At 57.5% G+C, this 24,748-nt stretch carries 24 protein-coding genes; 12 read left to right on the top strand and 12 right to left on the bottom strand.

The features are described 5' to 3' along the window. Window positions 1-108: 108 nt before the first annotated feature. The 5 genes from QZ408_RS11595 (at window position 109) to QZ408_RS11575 (ending at window position 2,102) form a co-directional block, all read left to right on the top strand. Window positions 109-423, top strand: a complete 315-nt coding sequence (locus QZ408_RS11595) for a transcription factor S (RefSeq protein WP_292491701.1) — start codon at window positions 109-111, stop codon at window positions 421-423. 208 nt (window positions 424-631) lie between these two features. Beyond that, entirely contained in the window at window positions 632-805 is a 174-nt protein-coding gene (locus QZ408_RS11590) for a hypothetical protein (protein ID WP_292491699.1), read from the top strand. A gap of 191 nt (window positions 806-996) precedes the next feature. Beyond that, the gene (locus QZ408_RS11585; protein ID WP_292491698.1) at window positions 997-1,290 is read left to right on the top strand and encodes a nucleotidyltransferase family protein; all 294 of its coding nucleotides are present in this window, start codon (window positions 997-999) and stop codon (window positions 1,288-1,290) included. Window positions 1,291-1,489: 199 nt separating this feature from the next. Then, window positions 1,490-1,684 (top strand): HepT-like ribonuclease domain-containing protein, encoded by a 195-nt coding sequence (locus tag QZ408_RS11580; protein WP_292491697.1) that lies wholly within the window; start codon window positions 1,490-1,492, stop codon window positions 1,682-1,684. Window positions 1,685-1,775: 91 nt separating this feature from the next. Then, entirely contained in the window at window positions 1,776-2,102 is a 327-nt protein-coding gene (locus QZ408_RS11575; RefSeq protein WP_292491696.1) for a hypothetical protein, read from the top strand. Here the strand turns inward: QZ408_RS11575 and QZ408_RS11570 are convergent. From QZ408_RS11570 to QZ408_RS11520, 11 genes are all read right to left on the bottom strand, one after another. Next, window positions 2,059-2,256, bottom strand: a complete 198-nt coding sequence (locus tag QZ408_RS11570; protein WP_292491695.1) for a type II toxin-antitoxin system RelE/ParE family toxin — start codon at window positions 2,254-2,256, stop codon at window positions 2,059-2,061. The two genes, QZ408_RS11575 and QZ408_RS11570, sit on opposite strands and share 44 nt — an antisense overlap. Window positions 2,257-2,321: 65 nt before the next feature. Then, the gene (locus QZ408_RS11565; RefSeq protein WP_292491694.1) at window positions 2,322-2,555 is read right to left on the bottom strand and encodes a hypothetical protein; all 234 of its coding nucleotides are present in this window, start codon (window positions 2,553-2,555) and stop codon (window positions 2,322-2,324) included. Between the two features lie 287 nt (window positions 2,556-2,842). Continuing rightward, on the bottom strand, window positions 2,843-3,187 hold the full coding sequence (locus QZ408_RS11560) for a DUF86 domain-containing protein (protein WP_292491693.1): 345 nt from the start codon (window positions 3,185-3,187) through the stop codon (window positions 2,843-2,845). Further along, complete coding sequence (locus QZ408_RS11555; RefSeq protein WP_292364110.1) at window positions 3,171-3,473, bottom strand: nucleotidyltransferase family protein; 303 nt, start codon at window positions 3,471-3,473, stop codon at window positions 3,171-3,173. The genes QZ408_RS11560 and QZ408_RS11555 overlap by 17 nt, the downstream gene beginning before the upstream one ends. Window positions 3,474-4,028: 555 nt before the next feature. Continuing rightward, window positions 4,029-4,568 (bottom strand): hypothetical protein, encoded by a 540-nt coding sequence (locus QZ408_RS11550; RefSeq protein WP_292491692.1) that lies wholly within the window; start codon window positions 4,566-4,568, stop codon window positions 4,029-4,031. Window positions 4,569-4,763: 195 nt separating this feature from the next. Beyond that, complete coding sequence (locus QZ408_RS11545) at window positions 4,764-7,469, bottom strand: AAA family ATPase (RefSeq protein WP_292491691.1); 2,706 nt, start codon at window positions 7,467-7,469, stop codon at window positions 4,764-4,766. After that, a complete protein-coding gene (locus tag QZ408_RS11540; protein ID WP_292491689.1) occupies window positions 7,466-8,599 on the bottom strand; it encodes a DNA repair exonuclease in 1,134 nt (377 codons plus the stop codon). The genes QZ408_RS11545 and QZ408_RS11540 overlap by 4 nt, the downstream gene beginning before the upstream one ends. A 115-nt stretch (window positions 8,600-8,714) precedes the next feature. Beyond that, window positions 8,715-11,519, bottom strand: a complete 2,805-nt coding sequence (locus tag QZ408_RS11535; RefSeq protein ID WP_292491688.1) for a hypothetical protein — start codon at window positions 11,517-11,519, stop codon at window positions 8,715-8,717. Continuing rightward, complete coding sequence (locus tag QZ408_RS11530) at window positions 11,516-11,848, bottom strand: hypothetical protein (RefSeq protein ID WP_292491687.1); 333 nt, start codon at window positions 11,846-11,848, stop codon at window positions 11,516-11,518. Before QZ408_RS11530 ends, QZ408_RS11535 begins: the two co-directional genes overlap by 4 nt. A 525-nt stretch (window positions 11,849-12,373) precedes the next feature. Then, window positions 12,374-12,658 carry a hypothetical protein gene (locus tag QZ408_RS11525; protein ID WP_292491686.1) on the bottom strand — a complete coding sequence of 95 codons (285 nt, stop codon included), beginning with the start codon at window positions 12,656-12,658 and terminating at the stop codon, window positions 12,374-12,376. Between the two features lie 77 nt (window positions 12,659-12,735). Beyond that, on the bottom strand, window positions 12,736-13,245 hold the full coding sequence (locus tag QZ408_RS11520) for a hypothetical protein (protein WP_292491684.1): 510 nt from the start codon (window positions 13,243-13,245) through the stop codon (window positions 12,736-12,738). A 180-nt stretch (window positions 13,246-13,425) separates the two neighbouring features. Here QZ408_RS11520 and QZ408_RS11515 point away from each other — a divergent pair, with 180 nt between their 5' ends. The 3 genes from QZ408_RS11515 to QZ408_RS11505 all read left to right on the top strand — a co-directional run bounded on the left by QZ408_RS11515 (window position 13,426) and on the right by QZ408_RS11505 (window position 15,592). Beyond that, window positions 13,426-13,671, top strand: coding sequence for a hypothetical protein (locus QZ408_RS11515; protein ID WP_292491683.1), 246 nt, complete (start codon window positions 13,426-13,428; stop codon window positions 13,669-13,671). Between the two features lie 652 nt (window positions 13,672-14,323). Next, window positions 14,324-14,803, top strand: a complete 480-nt coding sequence (locus QZ408_RS11510) for a hypothetical protein (RefSeq protein ID WP_292491681.1) — start codon at window positions 14,324-14,326, stop codon at window positions 14,801-14,803. A 3-nt stretch (window positions 14,804-14,806) separates the two neighbouring features. Next, a complete protein-coding gene (locus QZ408_RS11505; RefSeq protein ID WP_214166626.1) occupies window positions 14,807-15,592 on the top strand; it encodes a DUF1828 domain-containing protein in 786 nt (261 codons plus the stop codon). Between the two features lie 206 nt (window positions 15,593-15,798). Here QZ408_RS11505 and QZ408_RS11500 read toward each other — a convergent pair whose 3' ends face one another. Beyond that, entirely contained in the window at window positions 15,799-16,338 is a 540-nt protein-coding gene (locus QZ408_RS11500) for a hypothetical protein (RefSeq protein ID WP_292491680.1), read from the bottom strand. Window positions 16,339-16,695: 357 nt separating this feature from the next. Between QZ408_RS11500 and QZ408_RS11495 the strand changes: the two genes are divergently transcribed. The 4 genes from QZ408_RS11495 to QZ408_RS11480 are packed head-to-tail and all read left to right on the top strand — an operon-like array spanning window position 16,696 to window position 24,051. After that, complete coding sequence (locus tag QZ408_RS11495) at window positions 16,696-17,505, top strand: BrxA family protein (RefSeq protein ID WP_292491679.1); 810 nt, start codon at window positions 16,696-16,698, stop codon at window positions 17,503-17,505. Then, window positions 17,486-18,082 (top strand): BREX protein BrxB domain-containing protein, encoded by a 597-nt coding sequence (locus QZ408_RS11490; RefSeq protein WP_292491678.1) that lies wholly within the window; start codon window positions 17,486-17,488, stop codon window positions 18,080-18,082. The genes QZ408_RS11495 and QZ408_RS11490 overlap by 20 nt, the downstream gene beginning before the upstream one ends. A 20-nt stretch (window positions 18,083-18,102) precedes the next feature. Further along, window positions 18,103-21,726, top strand: a complete 3,624-nt coding sequence (brxC, locus tag QZ408_RS11485) for a BREX system P-loop protein BrxC (protein ID WP_292491677.1) — start codon at window positions 18,103-18,105, stop codon at window positions 21,724-21,726. Window positions 21,727-21,732: 6 nt separating this feature from the next. Further along, a complete protein-coding gene (locus QZ408_RS11480) occupies window positions 21,733-24,051 on the top strand; it encodes a DNA methyltransferase (protein WP_292491676.1) in 2,319 nt (772 codons plus the stop codon). Window positions 24,052-24,748: the final 697 nt, after the last annotated feature.

The following is a 24,748-nucleotide window of genomic DNA, read 5'->3' as shown; positions in this document are numbered from 1 at the left end:
TCCGGCAATAAAGCATTTGTGCGCCCGATCCGGTTGCATCGGTGTCTGTGCAGTCCCGGCCGCCCGGCCGACCAAGGATTAATTTTGGTCGGTGCCCCACTTGTAATAATGATGTTCTGTCCACAGTGCAAAGGCCTGATGATATCGTCCGGTGGTCAGTTGAAGTGCAAAAAGTGCGGTTATATCAGGGATATCAACGACCTCGACCGATTGAAGAAGACAGACAAACGTGTGACAAAAGAGATCGTCATCGTCGACGAAGAGGATAAGGTAGCGACCCTCCCGACCGCGGCCGTCAAGTGCCCCGACTGCGAGTGCACGACGGCATACTGGTGGCTGCGGCAGCTGCGGGCGGCAGATGAGAGCGAGGTCAGGTTCTTCCGCTGCACCGCCTGCGGGAAGACGTGGCGCGAGTACGATTAGGCACAACCTCTCACTCTGTTGCCCCCGGGGGCCCTTTTCTCCTTTCTGGTGGTTCCTGAAAGCGCCGGATCCTGTTCCTCGCGAATCAGGGTCCGTCGCCGGCGAAGCGACGCCAGCGCTTGTATGCGCGGCTTGCGATCCGCGGGCGGGGGAGGGGCCGGTCCGCTTTTCCTCCCCTATGGGTTTTTCGGGCCTCGCGCCCCTTCCTATGAAGAGGGCCGTGCCGGGATCCGAACGGGTGGTCCGCCCGCCGGGCGTTTGCGATGTGCAGGGTGCAGTTCTCATCTCCACGGGCGAGGCCGGCATCGGTCCCGGCAAACCCCTCCCGCCGGAGGGTGTCGTTCGCCGGGAGAGCCGGCCGGATCTCGTCGGCGGTCGTTGACCCACCCGTGATTGAGGGTGGGGCGGAGATCGAGCGCCTCCTCTGCTCCCCTCCCCCGGTCAGCAGAGGACCTGTATGCCTTGAGCGGGGCGAGCGTGACCGGCATGGGCTATCAGGCGACCGCTCCGGCGGAAGGACCGCCGGGAGGCAGGTTTATATCGCCGGCTCCCGATGGAACGTATTGAAGAGGTATGCCTGTCACCATGGAGTTGATCCGGGAAAAGCGGTCCAGGATCCTTGCGATAGCCCGGCGGCACGGCGCGACGAACCTGCGGGTCTTCGGGTCGGTTGCCCGGGGCGAGGAGGGGCCGGAGAGCGATCTTGACCTTCTGGTGGAGATGGAACAGGGCAGGAGTCTCCTCGACCATATCGCGCTCATCCAGGACCTGGAAGAGGATCTCGGGTGCCGGGTGGATGTGGTGACGGAAAAAGCGCTCAAGGAGCGGTACCGGCAGAGGATCCTTGAGGAGATGGTTCCGCTCTGAGGGACGGAAACGATCGGCTCCTCGATATCCTTGAGGCAATCGAGGAGATGAGCGGTATGCCGTTCGAGGCCGCGAGACGTTCATGCGGGATGAACTGGTGCAGGTCTGGATGATCCACCACCTCCAGATCATCGGTGAGGCAGCCGCACGTCTTCCCCCGGGTCTGTGAAGCGCTTCTCCCGGCGTTCCGTGGAAACAGGTGATCGGTCTTCGGAACATCCTGGTTTATGCATACTTCCGCGTGGATCCCGATGAGATCTGGGGGTTTGTGGACCGTGACATCCCCGCACTCAGGGAGGAGATCGTGACGCTCCGCACTCGCCGGCGCGGAGAGTGCCGGGGAGGCCCGTTCCTGGAGAGACGGCGGCTCACGGGACTGATGGGCGGCTGGTAAGCTTTTTTTGCGCCCGGAATGCCCCGGAATAGCCCTTCCGGTCAGGCTTTTTTCCTTCCCCGTTCTATCATCCTCGAGGAAGGTTACCTGGATGACGGGCGAGAAGACCGCCCGGGAACTCATGTACGAGACGAACCGGGACGTGAAGCGGATTTGCCGGGCGCTCCAGAGAATGGAGGCGCAGGGCGAGGCGTTTGAGGCCCGGTTCCGGGTGCTGGAGGGGTGGCGGGCGGAGCGGCGGCGGGCGGAGCGGCGGGTTTCGACAGTGAGCGCCGGGGCCGGCGGGGTGGTGGCGGTGATTGTGAGGGTGCTCAGGCGTGGGGGTGAGGGGCCTTCACCGGGTCGTCGGTACTGGAAGGCTCCGAACCAGGGGATCAGTACTTCCGATAGATGTTCTTCCGGTGCCCGATCTCGATGACGAATATCACCACTTTGTTGTCTTCGATTGTCAGGATGCAGCGGTATTGGCCGACTTTGTACGAGTAGAGGGGGACGGCAAGCGATCCTTCGAGTTTCTTAACGCGGTTGTAGGGATCCGTCTTGATGCTTTTGAGGGATGTATGGATTCTCACCGCCACGTCCCGGGGGAGTCCGGCGAAGTCTTTTTGCGCACCGGGAGAGTAGATAAGGGCATACATTACAGGCCCAGGGTTTTATCCATCTCTTCTTCGGTTACATATCGTCCCGCCTGGAAATCCGCCACGGCTTCTTTGATCCGGCCAAGCGTCTCTTCAGAGAGCGGCTCCGTATCGATGGCCATCTCGGTCAGGCGCCGGATTACATCACTGTAGGTCTCGCGGGGATGCCGTTTGAGCGTATTGAGGCGGTGTTTGAGCTGTGTATCGATCTTGATGGTGGTGGTCTGGGGCATACCCCAGTGTATGACGGTATACGGGGATATAGATGATGGAGGGTTGAGGGAGGATATGTCAAGCGGCGTCGAGGGGAAAGACCGGCTCCGCGATGAGGGACGTCCACAGCGGCAGGCGAGGTCGAACTCACCGGGTGAGGGGAAGAGGCCGGGAGGCGCGGCGGCTTTCGGACCTGACACTACTTCTCCAACCCATCCCGGCAGGATGCGCAAGCGACCATGTGGTCGTGGCGGGTGACGTCGGCGGGGCAAGCCATTTCCGGGTACCAAACCACGGCAGAGGGTGATCAGGCGGCCTCGTCATCAAGCATCTGCCTGACTGCAGCCTGTAGTTCCGGGATCTTGTTTCTAATAACGTCCCACACAATCTCGTTATGGATCCCGAAATATGCGTGAATGAGGATGTCGCGCATTCCTGCAATCTTTCTCCAGGAAATATCGGCATGTTCGCATTTCAGCGGTTCGGGAATGAGTTTGACGGCCTCACCGATGACCATGAGGTTGCGGATGACTCCGTCCTGCACCAGGTCGTTTGCCAGGAACTCCTCGTAGTCCATTCCCCGGGTGTATCGGTTAATTCTCCCGATAGCCTCAAGGATATCACGGAGATAGAGGTTATATTCCCGGGACATACCTGACGCTCCGGAGGATGTGCGGTGCGAGAGCCGGCTTTATGGCATCGCGGTCGACGAGATCGACTCTCCTCCCGAAGAGATCTTCGAGGAAGAACTTGAGGTCCATGTACGTGTCAAAGGAACGCCCCCCTTCCTTGAACTCGATGAGGATATCGATATCGCTCTCTTCACGCTCTTCGCCCCGGGCAAACGACCCGAAGACCCCGATCCGCCGGACGCCCAGGCTCCTGATCCGTTCGCGGTGTTCCGCCAGCGCACCGAGGATGCCGTCAGCCGTAAGCATGTATCATACTCCTGTTACCCGCCGATCAGGATAACGCTTTTCCCCCGGGTTGCCAGCCGCAGGGGTGTGCCGGCGAGTATTCACCATCCCGACAACGACGTTTCTTCCGGCACACTCCCTTCGCGGCTCACCGTCGAACCGGTAACAGTCCATCTGCGGAACGGTTTCATCGCATCAGGCCGCCCCCTCCACAACCGCGATCTCCTCCGCCGTGAGCCCATAGAGGTCGTAGATCAGCCGATCGATCTGCCGGTCGGTCGCGTCGATCATCCCGACGAGTACCTCTCGCTCGTGCGGGGCCTCCGCCGCCGACTCCCCTCCCGCTGGAGCAGCCCGCCCTGAACCCCGCATCCAGCCATGGCCGGCGGGGGACCTGCAGCCGGGTTCGGGGCTGGAGGGCTTTGCCGGGGGTGGTCAGGGTTCTGGCCCGGCAGGGGATATAAGCCAGGGACTAAGGGGCTGGTGGGGAGTTTCAATGGTGAGCGCCGGGGCCGGGGGTCGTGGGCGGGGTGGTGGCGGTGCTGGTGAGGGTGCTCGGTGGGGGGTGAGGGATGGTTACTTCAACACCCCGTCCCGCCAGAAGAAGGTCTTTTTTGGGTCTCGTTCGTATTTATCAAGAATACTCGGAAAGATCTCCGGATATTTTGCCTCTTCAAGTGGGATACAGAACATAATCTCCGGGTTTTTCGGACTGCCCCTGACACCGATCACCACAAAAACCGGGATCTGATTCGACTTTGAATAGGCATTATACCGCCGAATCTGGTCGGGGGACGCCCATTTCACGACGGGACCAGCGACCTTCTGGCTCCTGTAAAATCCTGAACGGTATTTACATTCGATGGCAAACTTCTCGTTCGTCGGCTTATAGCGGATAACAAGATCCGGATTGGTATTGGATTCTACATAGATGCCCTTGCTCTTATCATAATTGTCCCGCGTCCAGTCATTTATAGCAAAGTAGTCTGATCGCCGGGTGAAGAGGCCGGCGATATATTCCTCGAAATCCACCCCCTTATGATAATTTTTGTCCTCCTCTTCTTCACCTGACATCCAGATATCGAGGGTCTTTGATAACTTATCGAGAAATCCCATGAAATGTAGGATCTGATGCCGCTTAACTTAGATATTTTGAATCGTGCCTGATTACATCCTGGGGGCATCCTCTGAGGCGCAGAACGGCCACAACTCTGGCCAGCGAACCCGGGCGCCCTGCCTCACTCGCCCGGCGATAGGCGTCCCGGAGAGTCCCATCTGTGGTGGAGAATAGTCTCCGGTCATAACACCTCGTCACTCCATCCTTCCCGTCCCCGGCACCGGAATCGCCTTCCCCCGGACCCCGGCATACGGCGTGTCGTTACAGGTGGCGACGACGACCTGACAATGGTTCGCCGCCACCTCCTCAAGGATCTGACAGAGACGTCGCATCCGGACGGGATCGGCGTTCACCAGCCGGTCGTCGATGACGACAAGGTTCCGCTCGTCTTTGCTCAAGAGGGCGCCCATCGCAAGGCGCAGGAGGACGATAACCTGTTCGCGGGTCCCATAACTCAGGCAATCCAGCGGTAATGCGTCGTTATACTGCGGGTTTGACACCCCAACCGGGAAGATGTTCTCATCCATCCTGACCGAATCGTACGACCCGTCGGTAAGCTGCACAAGCCAGCGGTTCACCTGATCTGCTACCGGGCCGGAGAGTGCCGTGGTCTGCTCTTTCTTGAACACCTGCACCATATCGCGCAGGAGTTTTACGGCTTCGGCCTGCCGGGTGACCTGGTCGAGGCTGCGCTTCGCGACTATGAGCGACGCTTCCAGATCTCCAATCCTCGAGTAGAAGTCCTCGGCAACCGCTGCCTCGATCCGGGCTTTTCTATCTATGATCTTCTCCCGGACGGACTGCATCTGCTCTTCAAGATCCCGGATAATGCCCAGAGCATCCTCATACTGCGCCCTCGGTTCTTCGACCCGGATCTTATACTCAGCAAGGATGACTGCAAGATCCTCACGTGCCTGCTCAAATGCCGCGGTCTCGTTCGCGAGCGTCTCCTGCAGGTGCTCGTAGGTGCCGTATGACTTCAATACATCGGCATTTTGATGCTCCAGCCCTCTCACCTGTGTCCGGAGTTCTACCAGGCGGTTGGATGCAACTTGCGCTTTCTGGAGCGCCTCATCATGGGCAGTCCGGGCCTCAGCCTCTTTTTGCTGCTCATGCTCAATGGCTTTTGTAAGTTCCTTCTTCGTCGCTGTGCGGCCTTCAGACATCTCCCGGATAACATCGTCTGATAGGTGTTGCCATTCTGGAGGCGCCACGTTGTTCTTGCTCTTCTCGTTTGTGATCATCTGCTGGATCCGGACAACATCTGCTTTAAGCTGCTCAAGCCCTTCTTCGGGAGTGAGGTCTCTAAGGGCCTTCTTGAGTTGTTTGATCTCACGCTCAAGGTCCTGACGGCGCTGCTGGAGATCATAGAGTTCCTGCTCCTCCGTCACGCCGAACCGTTCAAAAACCGACGCAAATGCGGCCGTAAGAGATTGTGCCTTTGCCTGCAGGTCTTCGAGCGATGAGCCGCCACCCCGCACGTGGATCGTCCCAAGGTCCCCGATAGCGAACGTTGTCGGACCAAGAACGAGATACTCACCATCCTCAGTGAGATGTTCGGCCTCCGGGTCTGCGGTGATCGATGCGTTCTCTACCTGCAGATCAAACCCGATACGGATGGCCGCCTGCTCAATCTGGCCGCGGAGGGTGGCAAGTTGCAGTTTCTGCTCCCGGTACGTTTCGAGATCCTTCTTCGTCGGCAGGGGCGTTGCAGAGAGTTCATGCTCCTGATGCTGGAGTTCTGTCTCAGCGGCCTGAATACTCTCGATCTGTTCCCGAACACTCTTCGCCTGCTCTTCGAGCCGCCGGGTCCGCTCTATCGCCTGGAGGGTGGCAAGTTCCGTCTCCACCTGCCGCAGCACGGGCTCATGGGTCTCCTTCCAGGTTTCGTGATGTTTCTCAGCCGCTCGCTGCTCCATGCGGACTTCAGCCTGGAGATCATCTGCCTCACGCTGTTTCTCTGCGAGAGTCTTGTTGCCCTCTTCGATCTTTCTTATACGGTTGTCTATCGCGCCACGATCGCTTGCGACTTTCTTTTTGTTCGCTTCGGCCTGCCGCACAATCTCTTCCTTCTGCCTCTTCTCCTCCTCGAGAGCGGCCCCCTCTTCGAGTTTGTGTTGAAGAGCAGCGACTTCGGTGCGGGCGGCTTTTAGCGCTTCGGCCTTCAACCGCTGCTGTTCGGCAAGGTCTTCCAGTTCTAATCGAAGATCTTCCACGCCCCGGGCGCGCCCATGGAGTGCCTGCAGTTCTCTCTCAAGTTCCGGGATCTTCTTCTGGAAGAGATCAGGCAGGCTTCCCGACTTTACCTTGCCGGTCGGCGTATAGGATATCTTATACCCCTCTTCAATCCGCTGAAGAATCCGGTCTTCCTCCGGGGATCTCGCAACCAGGGAGACGAATCCCGACAGTCCCTCTTTCACGCCTTCTGCCCATGCCTTTTCCGGGAGAGGGGCGTCGCCCTGGAGGTACCAGAGCGCCTGGCAGAGTCCCCGGTGCTCTGGTTGTGACGCCCGCCCGGGGATCTCTCCCCGTAAGATCTCCCGCACTGCACCGTCCGCTGCGTCTCCCTCATGCTTGAGCTCCCAACGGTTACCCCGGCAGACGGAAAATTCAGCAGCAGGATCTTGCAGGAACCGTTTCCGGACTCTGTATCGATCGCCGTTCACCCGGAAGATGATCGTTGCCTCGGGGGCAAGCGAGCTTTCCAGCGGCTGGATCTGCCGGATCTTCTCGGCTGCAGAGGTGTGCCGGTCGAAGAGGACCCGGGTGAATGCCTCAAACAGGGTCGATTTCCCGGCCTCGTTGCGGCCGACGAGGAGGTTGAACCCCTCATCAAACCGGAACGTGTGCGGCTCGCGGTAACTGCGCCAGTTCCGGATAGTGATCTCTTCGACGATCATGCCGATCGCCCCCCGGCAATGCGATGCAGGAGCATCCGCGCAGCCAGGACGACCCCCGGGTCGCGGTCTGCGAACTGGTGCCCGGATCCTCCTGGGATGCGGCCGTCAAGGATGGTGGCAAGGGTCTCGTCCACCTGGCTGAGTATCCCATCCGGGATCTGGTCCGATCCTTCGCCAATGATGGGCAGGCGAATGGGGTCGGTCCACTCCAAGAAGAAGACGCTCTCCCTGAGTTCTTCCCGCAGCGTCTCCAGGCGTTCCAGGGCTTTGCCGTCGGTACACCCGCTGAGGTCCGGGGAGACTTTGAGGAGGAGCGACGTCAGCGGCCCCAGACCTCGTATGGTTCTATCGAGCATCTCGACATCGTCTACCGTGCTAATCTCCGGGGCGGTATTGACCCATGTCAGGGAGTTGACAGGACAGGCCTCGATCTGTGGTTCCGCATGTGCTTCTTCGATCTCGACGATGAGCACGTTACCGGAGTCCTTTTCGCTGAAACCGGTGGGCTCCATCGTGCCCGGGTATACCGCTCGCCCGGAAGTCAGATGGCTATGCCAGTCCCCGAGCGCAAGGTAGTCAAGCCCGCTCTGCTCCGGGCGATCGCCGGCTATAGGGAAGTTCATGGTACCCGGCAGGATGTTGAGGGACCCGTGCGCGACACCGATGCGGATCCGGTCGTCTCCGTCCTCGCGGCGTGGGATCCAGGCGGTCGGGTCAAGGCTGCTCTGCTTCTGGGCGAGCGGGCATGCGTAGAGGGCGACGTCGTCGTCGAAACAGTACTCCTGTGGCTCGCGAAGCAGGGTGACGTGGGAGCCGATCCGTTCCCAGGCATCCCTATCCCAGACGCCCCCCGGCACCAGGGGGTCGTGGTTGCCTGGCAGGAGATAGACGGGTGTTGGGCCGAGCCGGTTGAGGGTGTCGACCGTCCGCTTCACGGCGGCGTTATCCACGTTGTGATGCTCAAATGTATCGCCGGCGAGGAGCACGAAGTCGACGTCCTTCTCTTCTGCGAGTTCAACGATACGGCTGGCCGCATCAAACCTCTTTTGCCTGACAACTTTCGCTTTTTCCCCGGCATGGGCCGCTTTCATGCCGATCTGCCAATCGGCTGTGTGCAGGAACCTGACCATCTAACCGCCTCTCGATAGAGGTTGTTATCCCTGCTGGTTGCCTTAAAGGCGCCGGTTTTAGGTTCGGGGAGGTGGAGCGGGTTCTGGAGGTTTCGGGAGGAGGGGGTGCCGGGGATCACCGCACCCCCTCCCCTCTGTTCCACTCCCGGACCAGCCGCGAGTAGCACCCCTCACAGATCGTTGTCCGCGCCTCCTGCGAGCGGTAGACCGCCTTCCTCTCCCCGCAGACATCGCACCGGCCGAGTTCCACCTTTGTCCGTTCAAACATCGGGGGGACCAGCACCCCGGGCAGGGGCACGGTTCCCCCCGCACTTGCTTTCAGCAATCCCCCTCCACTTTCAGTAGTTTTCAGCGGTTTACGGAGTGTGCTGAAATCGAACGGCCGGATAAAACGCAGGGAATTCCCATTTGTGGATGTATCCGGCGTTATCGGGGCTGTGGTTACAGCATTCCGGGGTTCACACACATGCACACCCTCAGAGACCCGAAGATCGATCGAACTATGTGGGTTCCTCTTTTGCTGTATATTATGATCAGTAGAGAGAGATGCGTCTCTCTCTGTACCAGTATTCCCTGATTCAGCACCGTTTTGAGGAGAGTGATCCTTACAGCATCTGCTGAAATTCTGCTGTAAACCTGCTGTAATGCTGAAAGAGTCATCGGGGCCGGGATCACCATCCTGGTCCCCGCCATCATCGAGCCATACCTCTGCCCCGCGTGCCCACTGCCGGTAGACCTCAAGATCGAACGAGAAGAGGTTCTCTCGCCGCCGCACGGTATAGCCGCAATTATCCTCGGTGAACAGCGCATCAACGTAGCTGATCGCCGGGCACTTCGCGAGGAGGCCCGAGTAGGTTGTCCCACGGCTCACATAGCCGTGGAGGATCCGGTAGGTCTGCTGGTACGATAGCCCGAGCGCCTCCTGGAGCATCCGGGCTGTGAACTGCTCCCAACCCATCATGGCCACCGTCGAGAGCGCTGCGGCCTCGTTCTTCGTCAGCTTCGTCTCCTGGCCGCCGGCCTCACCGTTGATGGCCGCATAGACCCGGGCCGCCGCAAAAAAATCATCCCGGTTTGCCCGGATCCCGCTTGCGGATTTCTCCCGCTGGAACCGGAAGAGGAGGGCGTGGCACTTGATCAGGTCAAAGAGGATGCCCGGGTTGCGGCGGTTGCCGGCGTTTGAGAACTGGATGCTTCTCGCGTAGGGGACCGAGACATGGAGCATCTCCTCCTTAAGGATCGTCCAGATCGCCCTGGCGGTGAGGAGGTCGTTGTTCTCCTGCTCATCGCCGGCGCCCTCTCGGGCTTCCACCTCCTTTATGTGTCGAAGCACCCGTGCGTCCTGCTCCGCCGAGTCGTCGATCCAGACCGTCAGCATCCGGTTCATCACCTGGTCGTCGCCGGCATCCTCGACCTTCGCGAGCCACCAGACACACCGTTCCGGAATGCGGCAGATCTGGAGTTTGCGGTCCGGGGTGACTGTCTGGTGCTCAATCTGCTCGCGGAAGTTCGCGGTCGCGGATTTGAGGACCTCCTGAAGGTCGTCGGAGAGCGAGACGTCATCAAAGAGGAAGGCGGTGCCCGGCTGAATGCCGTCGTTATAATAGAGGGCCTTGTCGGAGACCGTGCCGGCGAGGCGGTACTCTTCCGGGATCTGCCGGAGCATCGTCGTGCAGGCGTGGCTCTTCCCCTTCCCGGAGTTGCCGGAGATGGAGACATGGAGGCCGTTCGTGTTCTCGACCGACTGGGAGGCAAGGGACATCACGAGGCACTCCGCGACGGTGCGGTCCCCAACATGGCTCCTGTTGAACGTATCGAGCAGGAAGGCGAGGGGGTCGCCGGTCCGGAGGATCTCAAGGGCACGCTCGCGGTACTCGTCAGGGATCGGGGGAGGGGTTGGCTTCTCCTCTTGTTCTTTTTTCTCCCGCTTCGGGGTCCGTTTTGGCTCGTACATCCCCCGGAGTTCCGGCCAGCGCTGCGCTCCTCCGCCGCAGGTCGCGTGGTGGCAGCCGGCGAAGACGGCGCCGTTTGCGAACTGGATGGCAAACGCGCCGTCCCGGTGGGCCGACGAGAACGGGCATTCGGCGAGGACGTAGAGGGTGCCGCCCTGCCAAGGCCTTGTGCTCCGGACGGCGATGCCGTGCTCCGCGAGCCAGGCGGCGAGGTCGATGCCGGCGGTATTCTTCGATCGGGGAGGTTCGTCCCGGGGGAGGAGTCCGGCGAGGTGCTGCAGCCGCTCCACGGGAACAATCACCATCTCTTCTGGAGCCGCGAGGATCTTCGCCCGCCGGTGGGGGCGCTCCTCTGTTGAGTCGCCCTTTCTTGAGAGCGTCCCGTAGAGCTTCCAGATCCGGGCGGCGTTATAGTTCGCGGTGTCGACGGTGATCGTCTCGTTCGAGAAGAGGGCGTCGAGGGTGGTGAGTGCCCCCTTCACGAGTGCAGTGGCCGTTTCGTCGTTTTCGAGGTCGATCCGGTAGAGGAGATGTGCCCCGTTCCCGGAGTCGGCTTTGATGGGCGAAGGGAACCCCTGCTCCGCGAGGTAGCCGGCAATCCGATCCGCTGCGTTGAGCGCCGCATCGTGCTCTTCATCCGTCGACGAGACCCCGCTCGGCCGCACCGGGTCGATGTCGATCGGGAACCAGCGCCGGCGGACAATGTCGGCATCAGCGGTCGTCGCATCTTTGCGCGAGAGACGCATCTTGATCCGGTTCGCCCGCCGGGCAAGGAGGGCGGGGTTTGGGGTGTTTAAGGTGACGTAGATCCCGGCGACCGCGGGATCGGCGTCGAGGGCCTCGACGGCCCGGGCGAGGCGTTCGTAATCGTCGAAGTAGCCGGAGTGCGTCACGCCGTCGGCGAGCGCCCGGACCTCGATCACGCTGCTGGGGGCGAGGATCGCTGCTGTCTGGAGGATCTCGTTCATACCTCCACCTCCGAAAAGAGGGGGGCGCTTGCCGCCTCTCCGCAGGCGACCCGCCGGAGGGAGGCGAGCGGGACGGTCCAGGCACCCTCCCGGGTCCGGATCACCACCACTTTCCCCGCGGCATTCAGCGCCGCGTACCCCTCGATCGTCACTTCCCCCGTGATGGTGCCGCTTGCCCGCCGCACCCGCTCCCGGACGACCGGGGCCGGCCGGCCAAAGAAGATGAGCGCCCGGACATCAGCGGGCGCTATCCGGCAGCGTTCCCCCTCGACATGGACGATGAGCCCGCCGGCCGATGTGCCGGCAAGGGTGCCCGGCTCAGGCATCATGGGCGCCCCCGCTCGACGCTGACCGTGTAGTGGTGGTTCCGGGTCCTCCGTACATGGATCTCCCGCACAGCCCGTCCATACCGCCGGATTACATCCGCCACCGCCCGCGGGATGAGGAAGAGCGGGACAGTGCCGGCGCGTTCTTCCTCAGGAGATGGTCTTATCACTCTGGGCGGAGAAGTGTTATCGGCAGTCCCGTGTGAATCGATATTGGCGTACGTTTCATCCCGTGGGCTGCCGTCTATCCTGTCTCTGTGCTGCATTCTGTTTCCTCGCCCTGGAACGTTATCAGTCTGACTTTACCGCCGGCGGCCCGGTTCTCCCGGAGAGGCTCTGCCGTCGGATCCGGGCTGCGGCCGCCGCCCCCGGGTCCTCCCCCATCGGGGGTTCTTCTGTCGTGTTGCATGGTCGTTACCTCGCACCGGGAAGATGCCCGGCGCATACATCATTCTCAGGCTCCCCCGGTTAAAAGGATGATCCACAGGCCCTGAATTGGGCATCGGACCCCATATAAACGTTTCTTTATCAAAAAAGAAAATTTGGAAGGAGCAGGCCGGGATCGTGAATTGCCGGCAGGATTGGGAGTGCCGACCTGTTCAGCCTTTTCGCCGGATCATCCCGGGGACGGAGTCCCGCCCCGGGCACACGCCGCAAAGACCTCGTCGGGAGCGTAGCGGAGGGGATGAGGAAGGCGAGTTCCCGGACCTGGGCGTCGCGGTGGTGGAGGTGGTCGGGGACGAACGTGGGCTCAAAGGCCTCGGGGTCGCGGAAGAGGGTCTGATCGTGGCGGAGAAGGGATGAATGTGTCATACCTCAGTCTGGAGATGAGGTAGTTATTAACGGGGAGCCGTGTGCGGGGTGAAAGTGAAAGTGGGGGTTATCCCCTCTCACCGGAGCGCGGGCACCGCGTCGGCCCAGTCCTCGACCGCGGCGCGGATGGCGTCGTCCTGGTAGGACGAGATCCGGACGGTCTTTCGGGTGAAGGTGACGTAGTAGTCGTCGCCGGAGGGGTCGTGGCACCTGAGCTGGCAGTAGTAACTCTCGCCAGCGGGGTTCCGCTCGGCCACGCCGCCCATCGCGGTCGCGAGGGCGGTGTTCGCGAGGACCTCCGCGATGTTCGCATTGAACGCGGCGATCGAGGGGGACTGCAGGGAGACGGTCCCGACCCGCTTGCCGGTCGTCTCGTCGACGAAATTCACCTTCGCGGTGTAGTGCTCGCGGTTCCGGACGACCGCCGCGATGGTCTCGCCGGCTTTGGTCGTATACCCGACGCACCCGAAGGGGTTGTCGTCGATGACGGCCTGGACGAGGGCGTTAAACGACGTTACGCTGGCGATCGGGACGGTGAGATCCCGGACCGCCGTCTTGTTCACGGTCTTCTGCACGAAGTCTGCCATGGGTTTTGCTCCATGTCTGTATGCTCCCGGGAATATGACAGACGATCATAAGGTTGGCGCGGGGGGATATCAGTCTGACTTTATCGGGGAGCCCATATTGGGCTCTGATTCGCCAATATAATCCTTACGGTCAGGCATTTTGTCTTCGGCGTCCTACTGTCACCCAGGAGGGTTACCTGGATGACCAATGAGAAGACCACGCGGGAGCTCGTCTACGAGACGAACCGGGACGTAAAGTGGATCTGTAAAATGCTGCAGAAAATGGAACGATGCGATGAGGATTTTGAGAGCCGGATCCGGGCGCTGGAGGGCTGGCGAGCGGAGAAAGCCGGCGAGGAGCGGAGGGTTTCGACGATCAGCGCCGGGGCCGGCGGGGTCGTGGGCGGGGTGGTGGCGGTGATTGTGAGGGTGCTCGGCGGGGGGTGAGGCCAGAGAAACTGGATGAGGCACTGTTTCATACGATGTTTCCTGTGCATTGTTACACCCCGCCGGAGGAATACGTGGTAGAAGGACATGGCGTCTTCGCCCTGCCGTTCGGTCCCGGTCTGCCTGGGTACAGTTGGGGGCATGCCGGCTGCAATCGGCGGGAGACGTGAGCCAATTACAAAACGGCCATAGTAGTAGTTTCAGGGGATTGGATGCACCTGCTCTGGTTTCGAGGATTCAACTGCACCCATGGATGAGCCCATTATGGGCCAATTGATGATCCCTTTTGACCTACGTTGATCCTCTACGATCCCTCTTCCGTTGCATACCTCAACGAGTAGCGCACGCCCGCTCCTGCCGTTCCCTCTTTACGGAGAATGCCTCGTTGAACCATGGCGGTAAGATCCCGCGTTGCAGGCGACTTCTTACCATTGTAGAGGCGCTGACACTCCGGGTTTGAGATGGAACCCCCGCTCTTCAGGTGGTGTAGGGAAGCGATCTGCCGTTCATTCAGCTCGAGGGAGACGAGCTGCTCTCCATATGCGGAGGACAGTTCTCACACCCGTGGTTATGGAAATAGTTATCTTTCTCCCCGGCGACCGTAGAATCATTGAAATGAAATAGTACTCAGGTGGAGGCTACCTGAATGAATTTGCGGCTCACTGATGATGAGATCGATGCGTTACTCAGAGAGGCCAAGCCGCTGCCGGGAGATTTCTCCAGGAGATTTCGCCCTAAAGAGAAGGGCGGCCATAAGGAGTACGAGATCGGTATAGAGGGTGCGAATCAATCCCGGTTCAGGTTAATATTTCGGCAAAGTCTATTCAACTCGCTGGACTTCTCCGTGATCCTCGGCTATATCATTCCAAACACAAACCAGGTGTTCCGGCTACGCCGATATAACGGGAAAAGTCACGAACACACGAACAGGCTTGAGCAGGAGAAGTTTTATGATTTCCACATCCATACTGCAACAGAGCGCTACCAGACCGCGGGCTGGAACGAGGATGGGTATGCGGTTCCGACAGACCGGTACCCGGATCACCACGGCGCGCTGAAGAGCATGTTCAACGACTGCGGGTTTGAGGGTTCAGCGGTAACCACGAAGGATCTTACCGACTGGGGGATATAACCAATGGCAATCGAGGCGATCGAAGAGGAGTTTCGGAGGAAGGTCTGCAGCCAGATCCATCTCCGCCCGGAGGGTATCAACCGGTATCGGGTCTTCACACCGTTTGTCTTTGACGATGGGGATAACCTCGCGATCGTCCTGAAGGATGAGGACGGCGCCTGGACGCTGACGGATGAGGGGCATACCCTCATGCACCTGACCTACTCGATCGACGCAAGGGAGTTAGAGCGGGGAACCCGCCAGAAGGTGATCGCGAGTGTGCTGTCCCGGTTCGGGCTGGAGAACAACCGGGGCGAGCTCGCTATTCGCATCACGGGCGACCGGTTTGGGGATGCCCTCTGGAGTTTCATCCAGGCGCTGATCCGGATATCGGATCTTACGTATCTGTCGAGATCGCGCGTTTACTCCACGTTCCTGGAGGATCTCCGTGCGCTCATCGAGGAGGCTGTCCCTGAGGGGCGCAGGGAGTTTGACTGGCACGATCCCGAGCATGATCCGGAAGGGAAATACACCGTTGACTGCAGGATCAACGGCATGCAGAGGCCGATCTACATCTTTGCGCTCGCGAACGACGACCGGGTTCGTGACGCGACGATAAACATTCTGCAGTTCGAGAAGTGGGGGCGGCCCTTCGTCTCGGTCGGCATATTCGAGGATCAGGAGGAGGTCAACCGCAAGGCCCTCGCGAAGTTCAGCGATGTCTGCGATAAGCAGTTCTCAAATCTGCCGGGGAACAAAGACCGGATTATGCAGCACCTCCGGGATATGGCCGGGACGGCTTCCGGCTGAGGTTGCAGCGGCGTCCCGCTCTGCCCGGGGGAGGAATCCCCTTTCATCACGTGATAAAAACCCCTGGCGGATTCAACCGACCCGGAACGTCAGGCCGCTCCCTCCACGATTGCGATCTCCTTCTCTGTGAGCCCGTAGAGTGGGTACGCCAGTCGGTCGTGAGCGGCGGGGTGGTGGCGGTGATTGTGCGGGTGCTCGGCGGGGGGTTACTTCAGCATCCCGTCCCGCCAGAAGAAGGTCTTGCCGGGATCGCGCTCGTATTTTTCAAAGACGCTCGGGAAGATCTCCGGATATTTTGCATCGTTGAGGGGAATACAGAACATCGTTGCCGGCTTTTTCGGACTGCCTCCGACACCGACCACCACGAATACAGGGATACGGTTTGACCGGGAGTAGGCGTTGTATCTCTTGATCTGGTCGGGGGCCGCCCATTTGACAACGGGCCCATTGATCTTCTGGCTCCTGTAAAATCCGGAGCGATATTTGCATTCGACGGCAAATTTCTCGTTCGTCGGCTTGTAGCGGATAACGAGATCGGGGTTGGTGTTGGATTCCACGTAGATGCCCTTACTCTTGTCGTGGTTGTCCCGCGTCCAGTCACTGATGGCGAAGTAGTCTGACCTCCGGGTGAAAAGGCCTGCGACGTGTGCCTCGAAGTCCGTTCCTTTTTGGTAGTTGACGTCTTCCGCTTCTTCATCCGCCAACCAGAGGTCGAGCGTCTTTGCTAGTTTATCGAGAAAGCCCATAGAGAGGAGTTTGATGCAAACTAATTTAGGTTTTTTGAATTTTCTAATATACACATGCCCAAAATCATCGAATAGATCATCTAAGCCTTGTTTCCGGTCTTTTTGCCAGACTCCTTGTCGGGGAAGCATACTCAGACACTGAAGTCATCCTAAAACGTAAGATACGCAAACGTGCTTGGCAGAAAAGTATGAAGAACCTTTAGTGGATAAAGCCATGCAGATTCGATCTAGGAACTGGGATATTAGAGATGACATACGCATGCTACACTGAGCGAACTCAGAAAACAGACTGATTAACATCATCTAGAGACTCTAAATCGTTACAATTATCTGTTTTAATTGTGAAGTCTCCTCCTGATGAGCACTGCGAAGAGAACAAAGTATACATCTTCAATTGGGCACTCACGATATACCTCGAAAATTATCAAGGCAACAGCCCAATTGGACGACACAAAGACGCTTCTTGATTTTTGGGATGAGGGTGCGTCGATAGGAGAGAACTTTTCACGCATTCGGGAACAGAACATATTCGGCAAATCATCACGATCACGGATCGAAGATGAACTCAAAATATTCCATCAACGCTATTTCTTTGACCCTGATGTGGCATCCGCACTGGCATGTCTTGTAAAGAGTAACGTCGCAAATGAGGTGCTGCATCCGATTTTATTTTACTTTTCGGCAAAAGCAGACAAATTGCTCTACGATACAACCAGGATCCTGGAGACTTATGCGATGCGAGGTCAGAAGAGTATCACCGTCGATGAAATGAAACAAGAGATCTATAAGTTTGTCAATGAAGGGAAAACGACAACGCGGTGGTCAGAAAACACCATAATCGAAGTAACACGCCACCTCATGGCCACACTGCGCGATTTTGGCATTCTGGAAGGCGGGGTAAATAAAAAGATCGCCCCGTTTTATCTCCCAAATCAAGCGTTTGCGTTTATTGCTCTATACCTGTACAATGAAGGCAATCCAGGGGAAAAATTGGTAAATCACCCGGACTGGAGTCTATTTTTCTTGAACCCCCGGTCAGTAGAGCGATTTTTCCTCGAATGCCATCAGGAAGGGTTGTTGAACTATCACGGAGCGGGATCGGTCATCCGAATCGATTTTCCCACCCAATCACTCAGGGAGTATGCAGATGTCCTCACTCGAAAGTAGATTCGCGGATCTTGAGCGGAAATTGAAAAAGCGACCTCTGAAATTGAATCCTATCAAGACGTTGCCGTTCCTGATTTTTCACTACGCTCCAAGCGAGGAGTGGAAACTGCGACGATTGATAACAAACATCGGGATTCAACTGGAAAACGAAGGAAAACACATTGTCTGTCTTTCAATGGAAGAGCTCCTGTGGGAATCACTGACGGCGATCGAACAGCAGAACCCGATCGAAGGATATAGCGCAGTTGTAGAACTTGAGAAGGATTCCGGCTTCCTGGAGGCACAGGATCAGGTAATCACGTATTTTTCCGACAATGATCGCTGTCCACTCGTCGAGAAGATTGCAAAGCGCCTCGAAAGCCTCGATTCTGAGACACATGTCGTTTTTCTTATCCATGTCGCAGCAATGGCACCGGATCTCTACCAGATGCACGTGCTGCTGGATAAGCTGGAAGGCAAAACAATGGTACCGACGATTCTGTTCTATCCTGGATCGCTGGATGGGATAACAGGGCTCCGCTTCATGGATATGCGGGATAGAGAACCCATGGGCAATTACCGTGTTGAAATCTTGTGATGACCATATAGGAGGAGAGCATGGAACGAATTCAAGATTTAATTGAACGAGATCTGTCGCGTCAGATTGAGGAGATCATCAAGGTCTACCAGGACGATGAACAGACGATCTATGAAGAAATAGCAGAATACGTCCCGACCGATAACATCAAAGACCATCTTGCGGATACGCTTGGGGCCATAGCAAAAAGTCCACAGACCCACCAGAAGATCGAGAAGATGGGTCTATGGATCTCTGGCTTCTTTGGCTCCGGAAAGTCATCGTTTGCTAAAAATCTCGGACTGATACTCTCCAACCCCCAAATTTGCGGTTCAAACGCCTCGGAATTATTCAAGAAAAAATTCGACGACCAGAGAATTAGCAGTTACATCGACAATATCAACGCCCGAATTCCAGCGAAAGTCATCATGTTCGATATCGCGAACACGAGTTATGTCAGGAAAGGCGGCAAAGAACTGATTTCCGAGGTGATGTATCGTTCTCTACTCGAAAATCTGGGATACTCAAAGGACTTTGATATAGCAGAACTGGAGATCTGGCTTGAAAAATCGGGCAGATACGACGACTTCCTTGTTGCATATAATGAGCTCTACCAAGATGTGCCCTGGGAAGAAGCGCGAAACGGTGCGGAGAAGATGGGGCGGGCGAGTGCGGCGATGCACCGGCTTGATCCTGCTACCTATCCCGATGTACTGGTATGGCGAAATACAGTGCGTGGGAAATCCGTCGATTTTTCGGTGGAAGATTTTGTAGCACGGGTTTTTGAACTGAGCGGACGGCGTCTGAAAGGGAAATCTCTCGTCTTCATTATCGACGAAGTCGGCCAGTATGTGGGAAGAAGTGATGCCAAACTGGAGGATCTTCGAGTTGTCATCGAAGGGCTCGGGAAGGAGAGCAAGAACCGGCTTAAAAGGGGAGAGATCGTTGCACCCGTGTGGGTGATAGTGACCTCTCAAGAACGATTGCAGGATGTCATTAACACGATTGACGAGAAGAACGTCAAGTTTCCACGCCTTCTCGATCGTTTTTTTACGGTGGATCTCTCCCCGGAGGATATTCGAGAGGTTGCAACCCGGCGCGTTCTCTCCAAGAAAGAAGAAGCGAAACCAGTTCTCGAAAAGATCTATCGTGACAGCCATGGGAAGTTGCTTGAACAATGCCGTCTTGAGCGCACTCCAATCCGCAGCGATATCACCGAAGAGGACTTCGTGCAATTTTACCCCTATCTCCCGCATTTCATCAATCTCTCCATCAAGATCATGGACGGCATCCGCCGCCAGCCAGGAGCGACACGCCATATCGGCGGGAGCAACCGGACGATCATCAAGCAGGCATATGAGATGCTCGTCTCAGAACGAACAAACCTCGCTGCCAAACCGGTTGGGACGCTCGTCGCCCTGGACGACATCTACGAACTTGTCGAAGGGAGTCTCCAGGAGCGTCGATCCGATATCGCTCAAATTGCCGAGACATTCCCTGATGACGGCGGTTGGGCACTTCGGGTGGCAAAGACGATCAGTCTCCTCGAGTTCGTGCGTGAAGTCCCAAGAACGACCCGGAACATTGCTGCGGTGATGCTGAAGTCGGTTGATGAATCCGTGCCCACTCACAAAGTGGAGGAAGCACTTAAGCGACTGAGCGATGCCGATTTCATTAAAAGTACTGAGGAGGGGTGGAAACTCCAGTCCGCTGAGGAGAAGAACTGGGGAGTGGAACGGCGTCGCCACCTCAACCCGAAGCCTGCCGATAGGATTACTATCCTCCATGATGTTATCGGAGATATCGTCGCCGATACCAAACTGAAGAACTACCAATTAAAAAAGAAGAATTTTAAGGTTGAGTATTCTGTGGATGGCGTGAGAATCGGCGATCCGGGGATAATTCCTGTTTCTATTGTGATGGCTGATTCACCCTTAGACATTGCCAGGAAGATTGAGGCTGTTGAAGATGAGAGCAGACTCCAGAATAAAACACTATTCTGGGTAATGGCGCTCACTCCGGAGATTGATGACCTCGTAGCGCAGTATCATGCATCCCATTGGATGGTTGAAGAGTTTGCGCGGTTGGCAGCACAGAACAAGATCAGTAATGTCGAGCGGGACAGTCTTGAGAGCGAAAAACAGGAGAGAAGCCGCATCAGATCCCGTATCAGTGATAAGATTTCTGAAGCATTGGTTCAGGGTACCGGCATATTCGATGGAAGGAAAAAGGACAGCTCTTCGTTTGGGAACTCATTGAGCGCTGTATTCAGGGGATTCTTTGAGTACGCCGTGCCGGAGCTCTTCCCGAAATTCGAGATGGGTGCGGTAAAACTCAAAGGGGATGAGGCCGCAAAACTCCTCAAAGCAGAGAATCTCAATGGACTGCCAACTGTATTCTATGAGGGGGACGATTCGCTCGCGCTGGTCATTCGAGATGGGCAGAACTACGTTCTCAACCCCAATGCACCTATAGCCCTGGAAATTTTCGGGCAGATTCACCACGCAAAGGAATACGGTGGAGAGCGTGAAACAGGAAAGAAACTGGAACAACATTTTTCCGGGTTCGGCTACGGCTGGGATACTGACGTGCTGAAGGTCGTGCTTGCCGCTCTGTTCCGCGCAGGGGAGATCGAAGTTCTTCACGAGGGTAAAGTGTACCGGAATTATGCCGATCCCCAGGCCTGGGTGCCCTTTACCAGCAATATCAAATTCAGGAATGCTGGGTTTATTGAGCGTGTCGGCAAACCGCCTCTCGCTGCTCTCGTAAGAGCTTCCGATTTGCACAGGGATATCGAAGGGGTGGAGATTGACATCGAAGAGGCCAGGATCGTCTCTGCATTCAAAGCCCTTGCAGCAAAATACCACGATGATGTCCTTGAGTTGAAAACACGCATTCACTCGTACAATCTTCCCGCCGGTGATGTCGTCGACGACTACTTCGATCAACTCTCGTCCATCAAGTCCTCCGATCCCAACGATACATTCACGCTCATTGACAGTTATGGAGCCGATCTGCTCGCAGCGCACCGGGCATATCTTGCGCTCAAGCGAAACTTTACACCAGCATGCCTTGAGGCGGTGTCACGGGCACGTAAAATCCTTCACGAGGTGGCCCCTCAGATCGATGTTCCCGAGGCGAGCGAAGCACTTGCTGCGACTCTCTCCTCGCCTACATTTTATGAACAGGTGGACGAAATTGTCGCTCTCTCTGATCAGCTCGTTGCAACCTTCCAGGAAGAGTATGAGGCTGCCCACCAGGAGCGCAGGAATCTCTACCTGCAGGCGATTGAGGAAGTGACGGGAGATCCCGATTTTGCCGGAATAGGAGAGGGAGACCAGAAAATCGTGCTTTCTCAACTTAAAAGCGTGGGCTGTACGGACTTACGGTTCAGTGAAGAGGTGTGGAGGTGCGCCACCTGCCGTGCCAGCCTGGGCCAGATGCACTCCGATATCGCTGCAGTCGCGGGGAGAACGCAGGAGGCGCTCGCCAAGGTGCAGGAACTCCTCGTAAAAGATCCTGAGATAAAGACCCAGCGTTTGCGGCTTTCGGCATCATTCCCCTCCCGGCTTGACAGCAAGGAGTCGGTTGAACTCGCCGTCGGAGCACTGAAAGAGGAACTGCTCAAGCTGATCGATGAGGGGATCGTCATTATACCGGAGTGAGATTCAATGGATGCATCTACAAGAAATACACTCAGGAATGCAGTGACCGGCTGCCGAAAGATCCTGGAGACGGCCATATCCGAACTCCTGGAGGGGAGATATGGGATCGACAAGAAAGGAACGATTACCCCCAATGAACGGATGGAGCATCTCTCAGCCGAGGATAAACGCTTCCGCAACGATCTCATCGCCCACCTGGAGCACATTCAGGCGAGCGGTTACTCAAAGAAGGAAGCCGCCGGGCAGCTTGTCCGGGAGGTGGCCTTCACCCACCTCAACCGATTGTGTGCCTACAAGATCCTCGAAACACGCGGGCATATCCGGGAGTCGGTGAGCAGGGGGATCCGGTCGAACGGGTTCCTTCGCTACTGTGCGGAACATCCGGAGGACGAGCAGTTATACTCCTCGGGTAAACAGGATGCGGCCTACCGCCACTATCTCGGGTGGCTTGGGGCAAGCCTGAACGAAGAGATTGGCGTCCTCTTCTCCCCCACCGATCCGGCAAACCGTCTCTTTCCGCCGCAACGGACTATCGATGCGGTGATGGAGGAGTTGAATGCCGAATCGCTCGCTGAGATCTGGGAGAGTGACGAGACCGTAGGATGGATCTACCAGTATTTTACACCAAAAGAGCTCCGTGACAAGGCTCGCAAGGAGAGCCAGGCACCGAGAAATTCTTACGAACTCGCCTTTCGCAACCAGTTCTTCACTCCGCGTTACGTGGTGCAGTTCCTGACCGACAACACCCTCGGCCGGACCTGGTACGAGATGTGCCAGGGCAAAACAGCTCTCGCCGAGAGGTGCGAGTTTCTCGTCCGCTACCCAGATGAGGTCTTCCTGGGTGATACGGAGGATGGGAAAGGGGCGGAGATGCTGCAGGGATTTTCGAACGGCGAAAGAACAGTGTTTCCCTCGGCGTGGGATCTTGCCTGGTCCGGCCGCAGGTTTGACTGGTCGCACGATCCCCGGCTCGGGATGTGGGAGGATGCGGTGACTGCTCTTGATGCAGGCGGTGAGGTCGATCTTGCGTCCTGGAAGACTCAGGATATCCTCGATTGCCTGTATGCGATGGCGAATGCCAATCGCTTCAGTGATTCCTGGGACGAGCACGGTCGGGCAACCACGGCCCTTGCTGCGGAGGTCGAACACCGCATCCGGGCGGGCATGGACCCCGATGCGTCGCAGGAGACCCTGCTCAGATTGCCACAACTGGTTTCCTTCCGTGCGAAGAAGGATCCGCGGGAGATCCGTGTGCTGGATCCTGCCTGCGGGTCCGGCCACTTCCTGCTCTACTGCTATGATCTGCTGGAGACAATCTACCGGGAGGCGTGGGAGGATGAACAGGCGCCGGTATGGCCCGTCTCGGGGAAAACACTCCGGGAGGACTACCCCGACCGCGATGCCTTCCTTGCAGAGGTCCCGGGCCTGATCCTGCGCCACAACCTGCACGGGATCGATATCGATCTCCGGGCTACCCAGATCGCCTCCCTGGCCCTCTGGCTCCGGGCCCAGCGCTCGTTCCAGGATATCGGGCTCGATCATGAGCAAAACCCCCGGATCACGAAGGCCAACATCGTCTGTGCCGAACCGATGCCCGGGGAGGAGGATATGCTCAACGATTTCATGCAGGGCCTTAATCCCCCGCTCCTCGGTGCGCTCGTCCGGGAGATCTTCGAGAGGATGAAGCTTGCCGGTGAGGCAGGATCGCTTCTCAAGATCGAAGCCGAGATCCAGGACACTGTCACAAAGGCAAAACAGCAGTGGCTCATCCGACCAAAAGACGAGCAGACCACTCTCTTCCCGGCCGAGAAGAAACAGGAGTGGCAGACGGGGCTCTACTCGTTCAAGGGCATCACCGATGCCTCGTTCTGGGACATGGCGGAGCAGAAGGTTCTTGAAGCCCTCCGTGCCTATGCAAAGCAGGCCTTCAACGGTGCAGGCTACCGGCGCAAGCTCTTCGCCGAGGATGCGGAGCGGGGCTTTGCGTTCATCGAGCTCTGCCAGAAGCAGTACGACGTCGTCCTGATGAATCCGCCGTTCGGGGCGGCGAGCACGCCCTCGAAGAAGTACATCGACAGCACCTACCCGCGGACGAAGAACGACGTCTACGCTGCGTTCGTGGAACGCTGGGTTGGTAAACTCATCCCGCGCGGCAGGCTCGGCGCCATCACGTCCCGCACCGGGTTCTTCCTCTCGTCGTTCCAGAAGTGGCGGGAAGAAGTTCTGCTGAAGGAGTGCCGGCCGGTCGTGGTCGCCGACCTCGGCTACGGGGTGCTGGATACTGCGATGGTGGAGACGGCGGCGTATTGCCTGGAGGCGCTGTGATGGGTGGGGGTTGTACCTTCATCCGGCTGCTTGCCGAAGAGGATAAAGGAGTGGCGCTTACGGATGCGATCGATGCGCTGCAAAACGGAGAAGGGTCCTCTGCTGTCTTCTCCATCGCTCCAGAGACATTCTCCATGGTACCAGGGTCGCCGTTTGCGTATTGGGTCTCCGACCGGATCAGGCGGCTGTTTAGAGAATTGCCGCCGTTCGGGGGGGAGGGGAGGACGATCAAACAGGGTCTTGCCACCGCCGACGATTTTCGCTTTGTCCGGGCATGGTGGGAGGTGGCTCCCACCCGGATCGTCAGCGGGACACCGGAAACATCACCCGAAGAGTTCAGGGTGCAGACCTTTTCCGGGAAGAAGTGGGTGCCGTTTGCAAAGGGAGGAGAGTATTCACCATATTATGCAGATGTGCACCTCGTGGTGAATTGGAGCAATGCTGGCCAAGAGATTAAAAATCGAATAAACCCAGATTCAGGTCGTCCATACTCAAACGTCTGGATGCTAAGAGATACAGAAGAAAATTTGTTTTTCCGGCCTGCGCTGACATGGCCATTGAGAACTACCAGTGGTATTAGTTTTAGAATACTCAATAGAGGAGCAGTATTCGGGCACAAAGGTCCATCCTGTTTTACTGAAGATGATAAACAATTACTTTCATTGCTGACGGTTGTACAATCATCCACGTTTTTTTA

The organism is Methanoculleus sp. 10 (genome assembly GCF_913757945.1).
Taxonomy (GTDB): Archaea; Halobacteriota; Methanomicrobia; order Methanomicrobiales; family Methanoculleaceae; genus Methanoculleus.
Note: the sequence above shows the minus strand (reverse complement) of the source record. Positions and strands in the feature narration are given on the sequence as shown.

Excerpts from the sequence above, each read along its gene's own strand:
- QZ408_RS11595 (WP_292491701.1), top strand. The coding sequence starts at position 109 with ATGATGTTCTGTCCACAGTGCAAAGGCCTGATGATATCGTCCGGTGGT.
- QZ408_RS11515 (WP_292491683.1), top strand. The coding sequence starts at position 13,426 with ATGACCAATGAGAAGACCACGCGGGAGCTCGTCTACGAGACGAACCGG.
- QZ408_RS11545 (WP_292491691.1), bottom strand. The coding sequence starts at position 7,469 with ATGATCGTCGAAGAGATCACTATCCGGAACTGGCGCAGTTACCGCGAG.
- QZ408_RS11505 (WP_214166626.1), top strand. The coding sequence starts at position 14,807 with ATGGCAATCGAGGCGATCGAAGAGGAGTTTCGGAGGAAGGTCTGCAGC.
- QZ408_RS11525 (WP_292491686.1), bottom strand. The coding sequence starts at position 12,658 with ATGACACATTCATCCCTTCTCCGCCACGATCAGACCCTCTTCCGCGAC.
- QZ408_RS11535 (WP_292491688.1), bottom strand. The coding sequence starts at position 11,519 with ATGAACGAGATCCTCCAGACAGCAGCGATCCTCGCCCCCAGCAGCGTG.
- QZ408_RS11480 (WP_292491676.1), top strand. The coding sequence starts at position 21,733 with ATGGATGCATCTACAAGAAATACACTCAGGAATGCAGTGACCGGCTGC.
- QZ408_RS11520 (WP_292491684.1), bottom strand. The coding sequence starts at position 13,245 with ATGGCAGACTTCGTGCAGAAGACCGTGAACAAGACGGCGGTCCGGGAT.
- QZ408_RS11590 (WP_292491699.1), top strand. The coding sequence starts at position 632 with ATGAAGAGGGCCGTGCCGGGATCCGAACGGGTGGTCCGCCCGCCGGGC.
- QZ408_RS11550 (WP_292491692.1), bottom strand. The coding sequence starts at position 4,568 with ATGGGATTTCTCGATAAGTTATCAAAGACCCTCGATATCTGGATGTCA.
- QZ408_RS11490 (WP_292491678.1), top strand. The coding sequence starts at position 17,486 with ATGTCCTCACTCGAAAGTAGATTCGCGGATCTTGAGCGGAAATTGAAA.
- QZ408_RS11565 (WP_292491694.1), bottom strand. The coding sequence starts at position 2,555 with ATGCCCCAGACCACCACCATCAAGATCGATACACAGCTCAAACACCGC.
- QZ408_RS11540 (WP_292491689.1), bottom strand. The coding sequence starts at position 8,599 with ATGGTCAGGTTCCTGCACACAGCCGATTGGCAGATCGGCATGAAAGCG.
- QZ408_RS11555 (WP_292364110.1), bottom strand. The coding sequence starts at position 3,473 with ATGCTTACGGCTGACGGCATCCTCGGTGCGCTGGCGGAACACCGCGAA.
- brxC (WP_292491677.1), top strand. The coding sequence starts at position 18,103 with ATGGAACGAATTCAAGATTTAATTGAACGAGATCTGTCGCGTCAGATT.
- QZ408_RS11500 (WP_292491680.1), bottom strand. The coding sequence starts at position 16,338 with ATGGGCTTTCTCGATAAACTAGCAAAGACGCTCGACCTCTGGTTGGCG.
- QZ408_RS11575 (WP_292491696.1), top strand. The coding sequence starts at position 1,776 with ATGACGGGCGAGAAGACCGCCCGGGAACTCATGTACGAGACGAACCGG.
- QZ408_RS11560 (WP_292491693.1), bottom strand. The coding sequence starts at position 3,187 with ATGTCCCGGGAATATAACCTCTATCTCCGTGATATCCTTGAGGCTATC.
- QZ408_RS11495 (WP_292491679.1), top strand. The coding sequence starts at position 16,696 with ATGAGCACTGCGAAGAGAACAAAGTATACATCTTCAATTGGGCACTCA.
- QZ408_RS11530 (WP_292491687.1), bottom strand. The coding sequence starts at position 11,848 with ATGATGCCTGAGCCGGGCACCCTTGCCGGCACATCGGCCGGCGGGCTC.
- QZ408_RS11585 (WP_292491698.1), top strand. The coding sequence starts at position 997 with ATGCCTGTCACCATGGAGTTGATCCGGGAAAAGCGGTCCAGGATCCTT.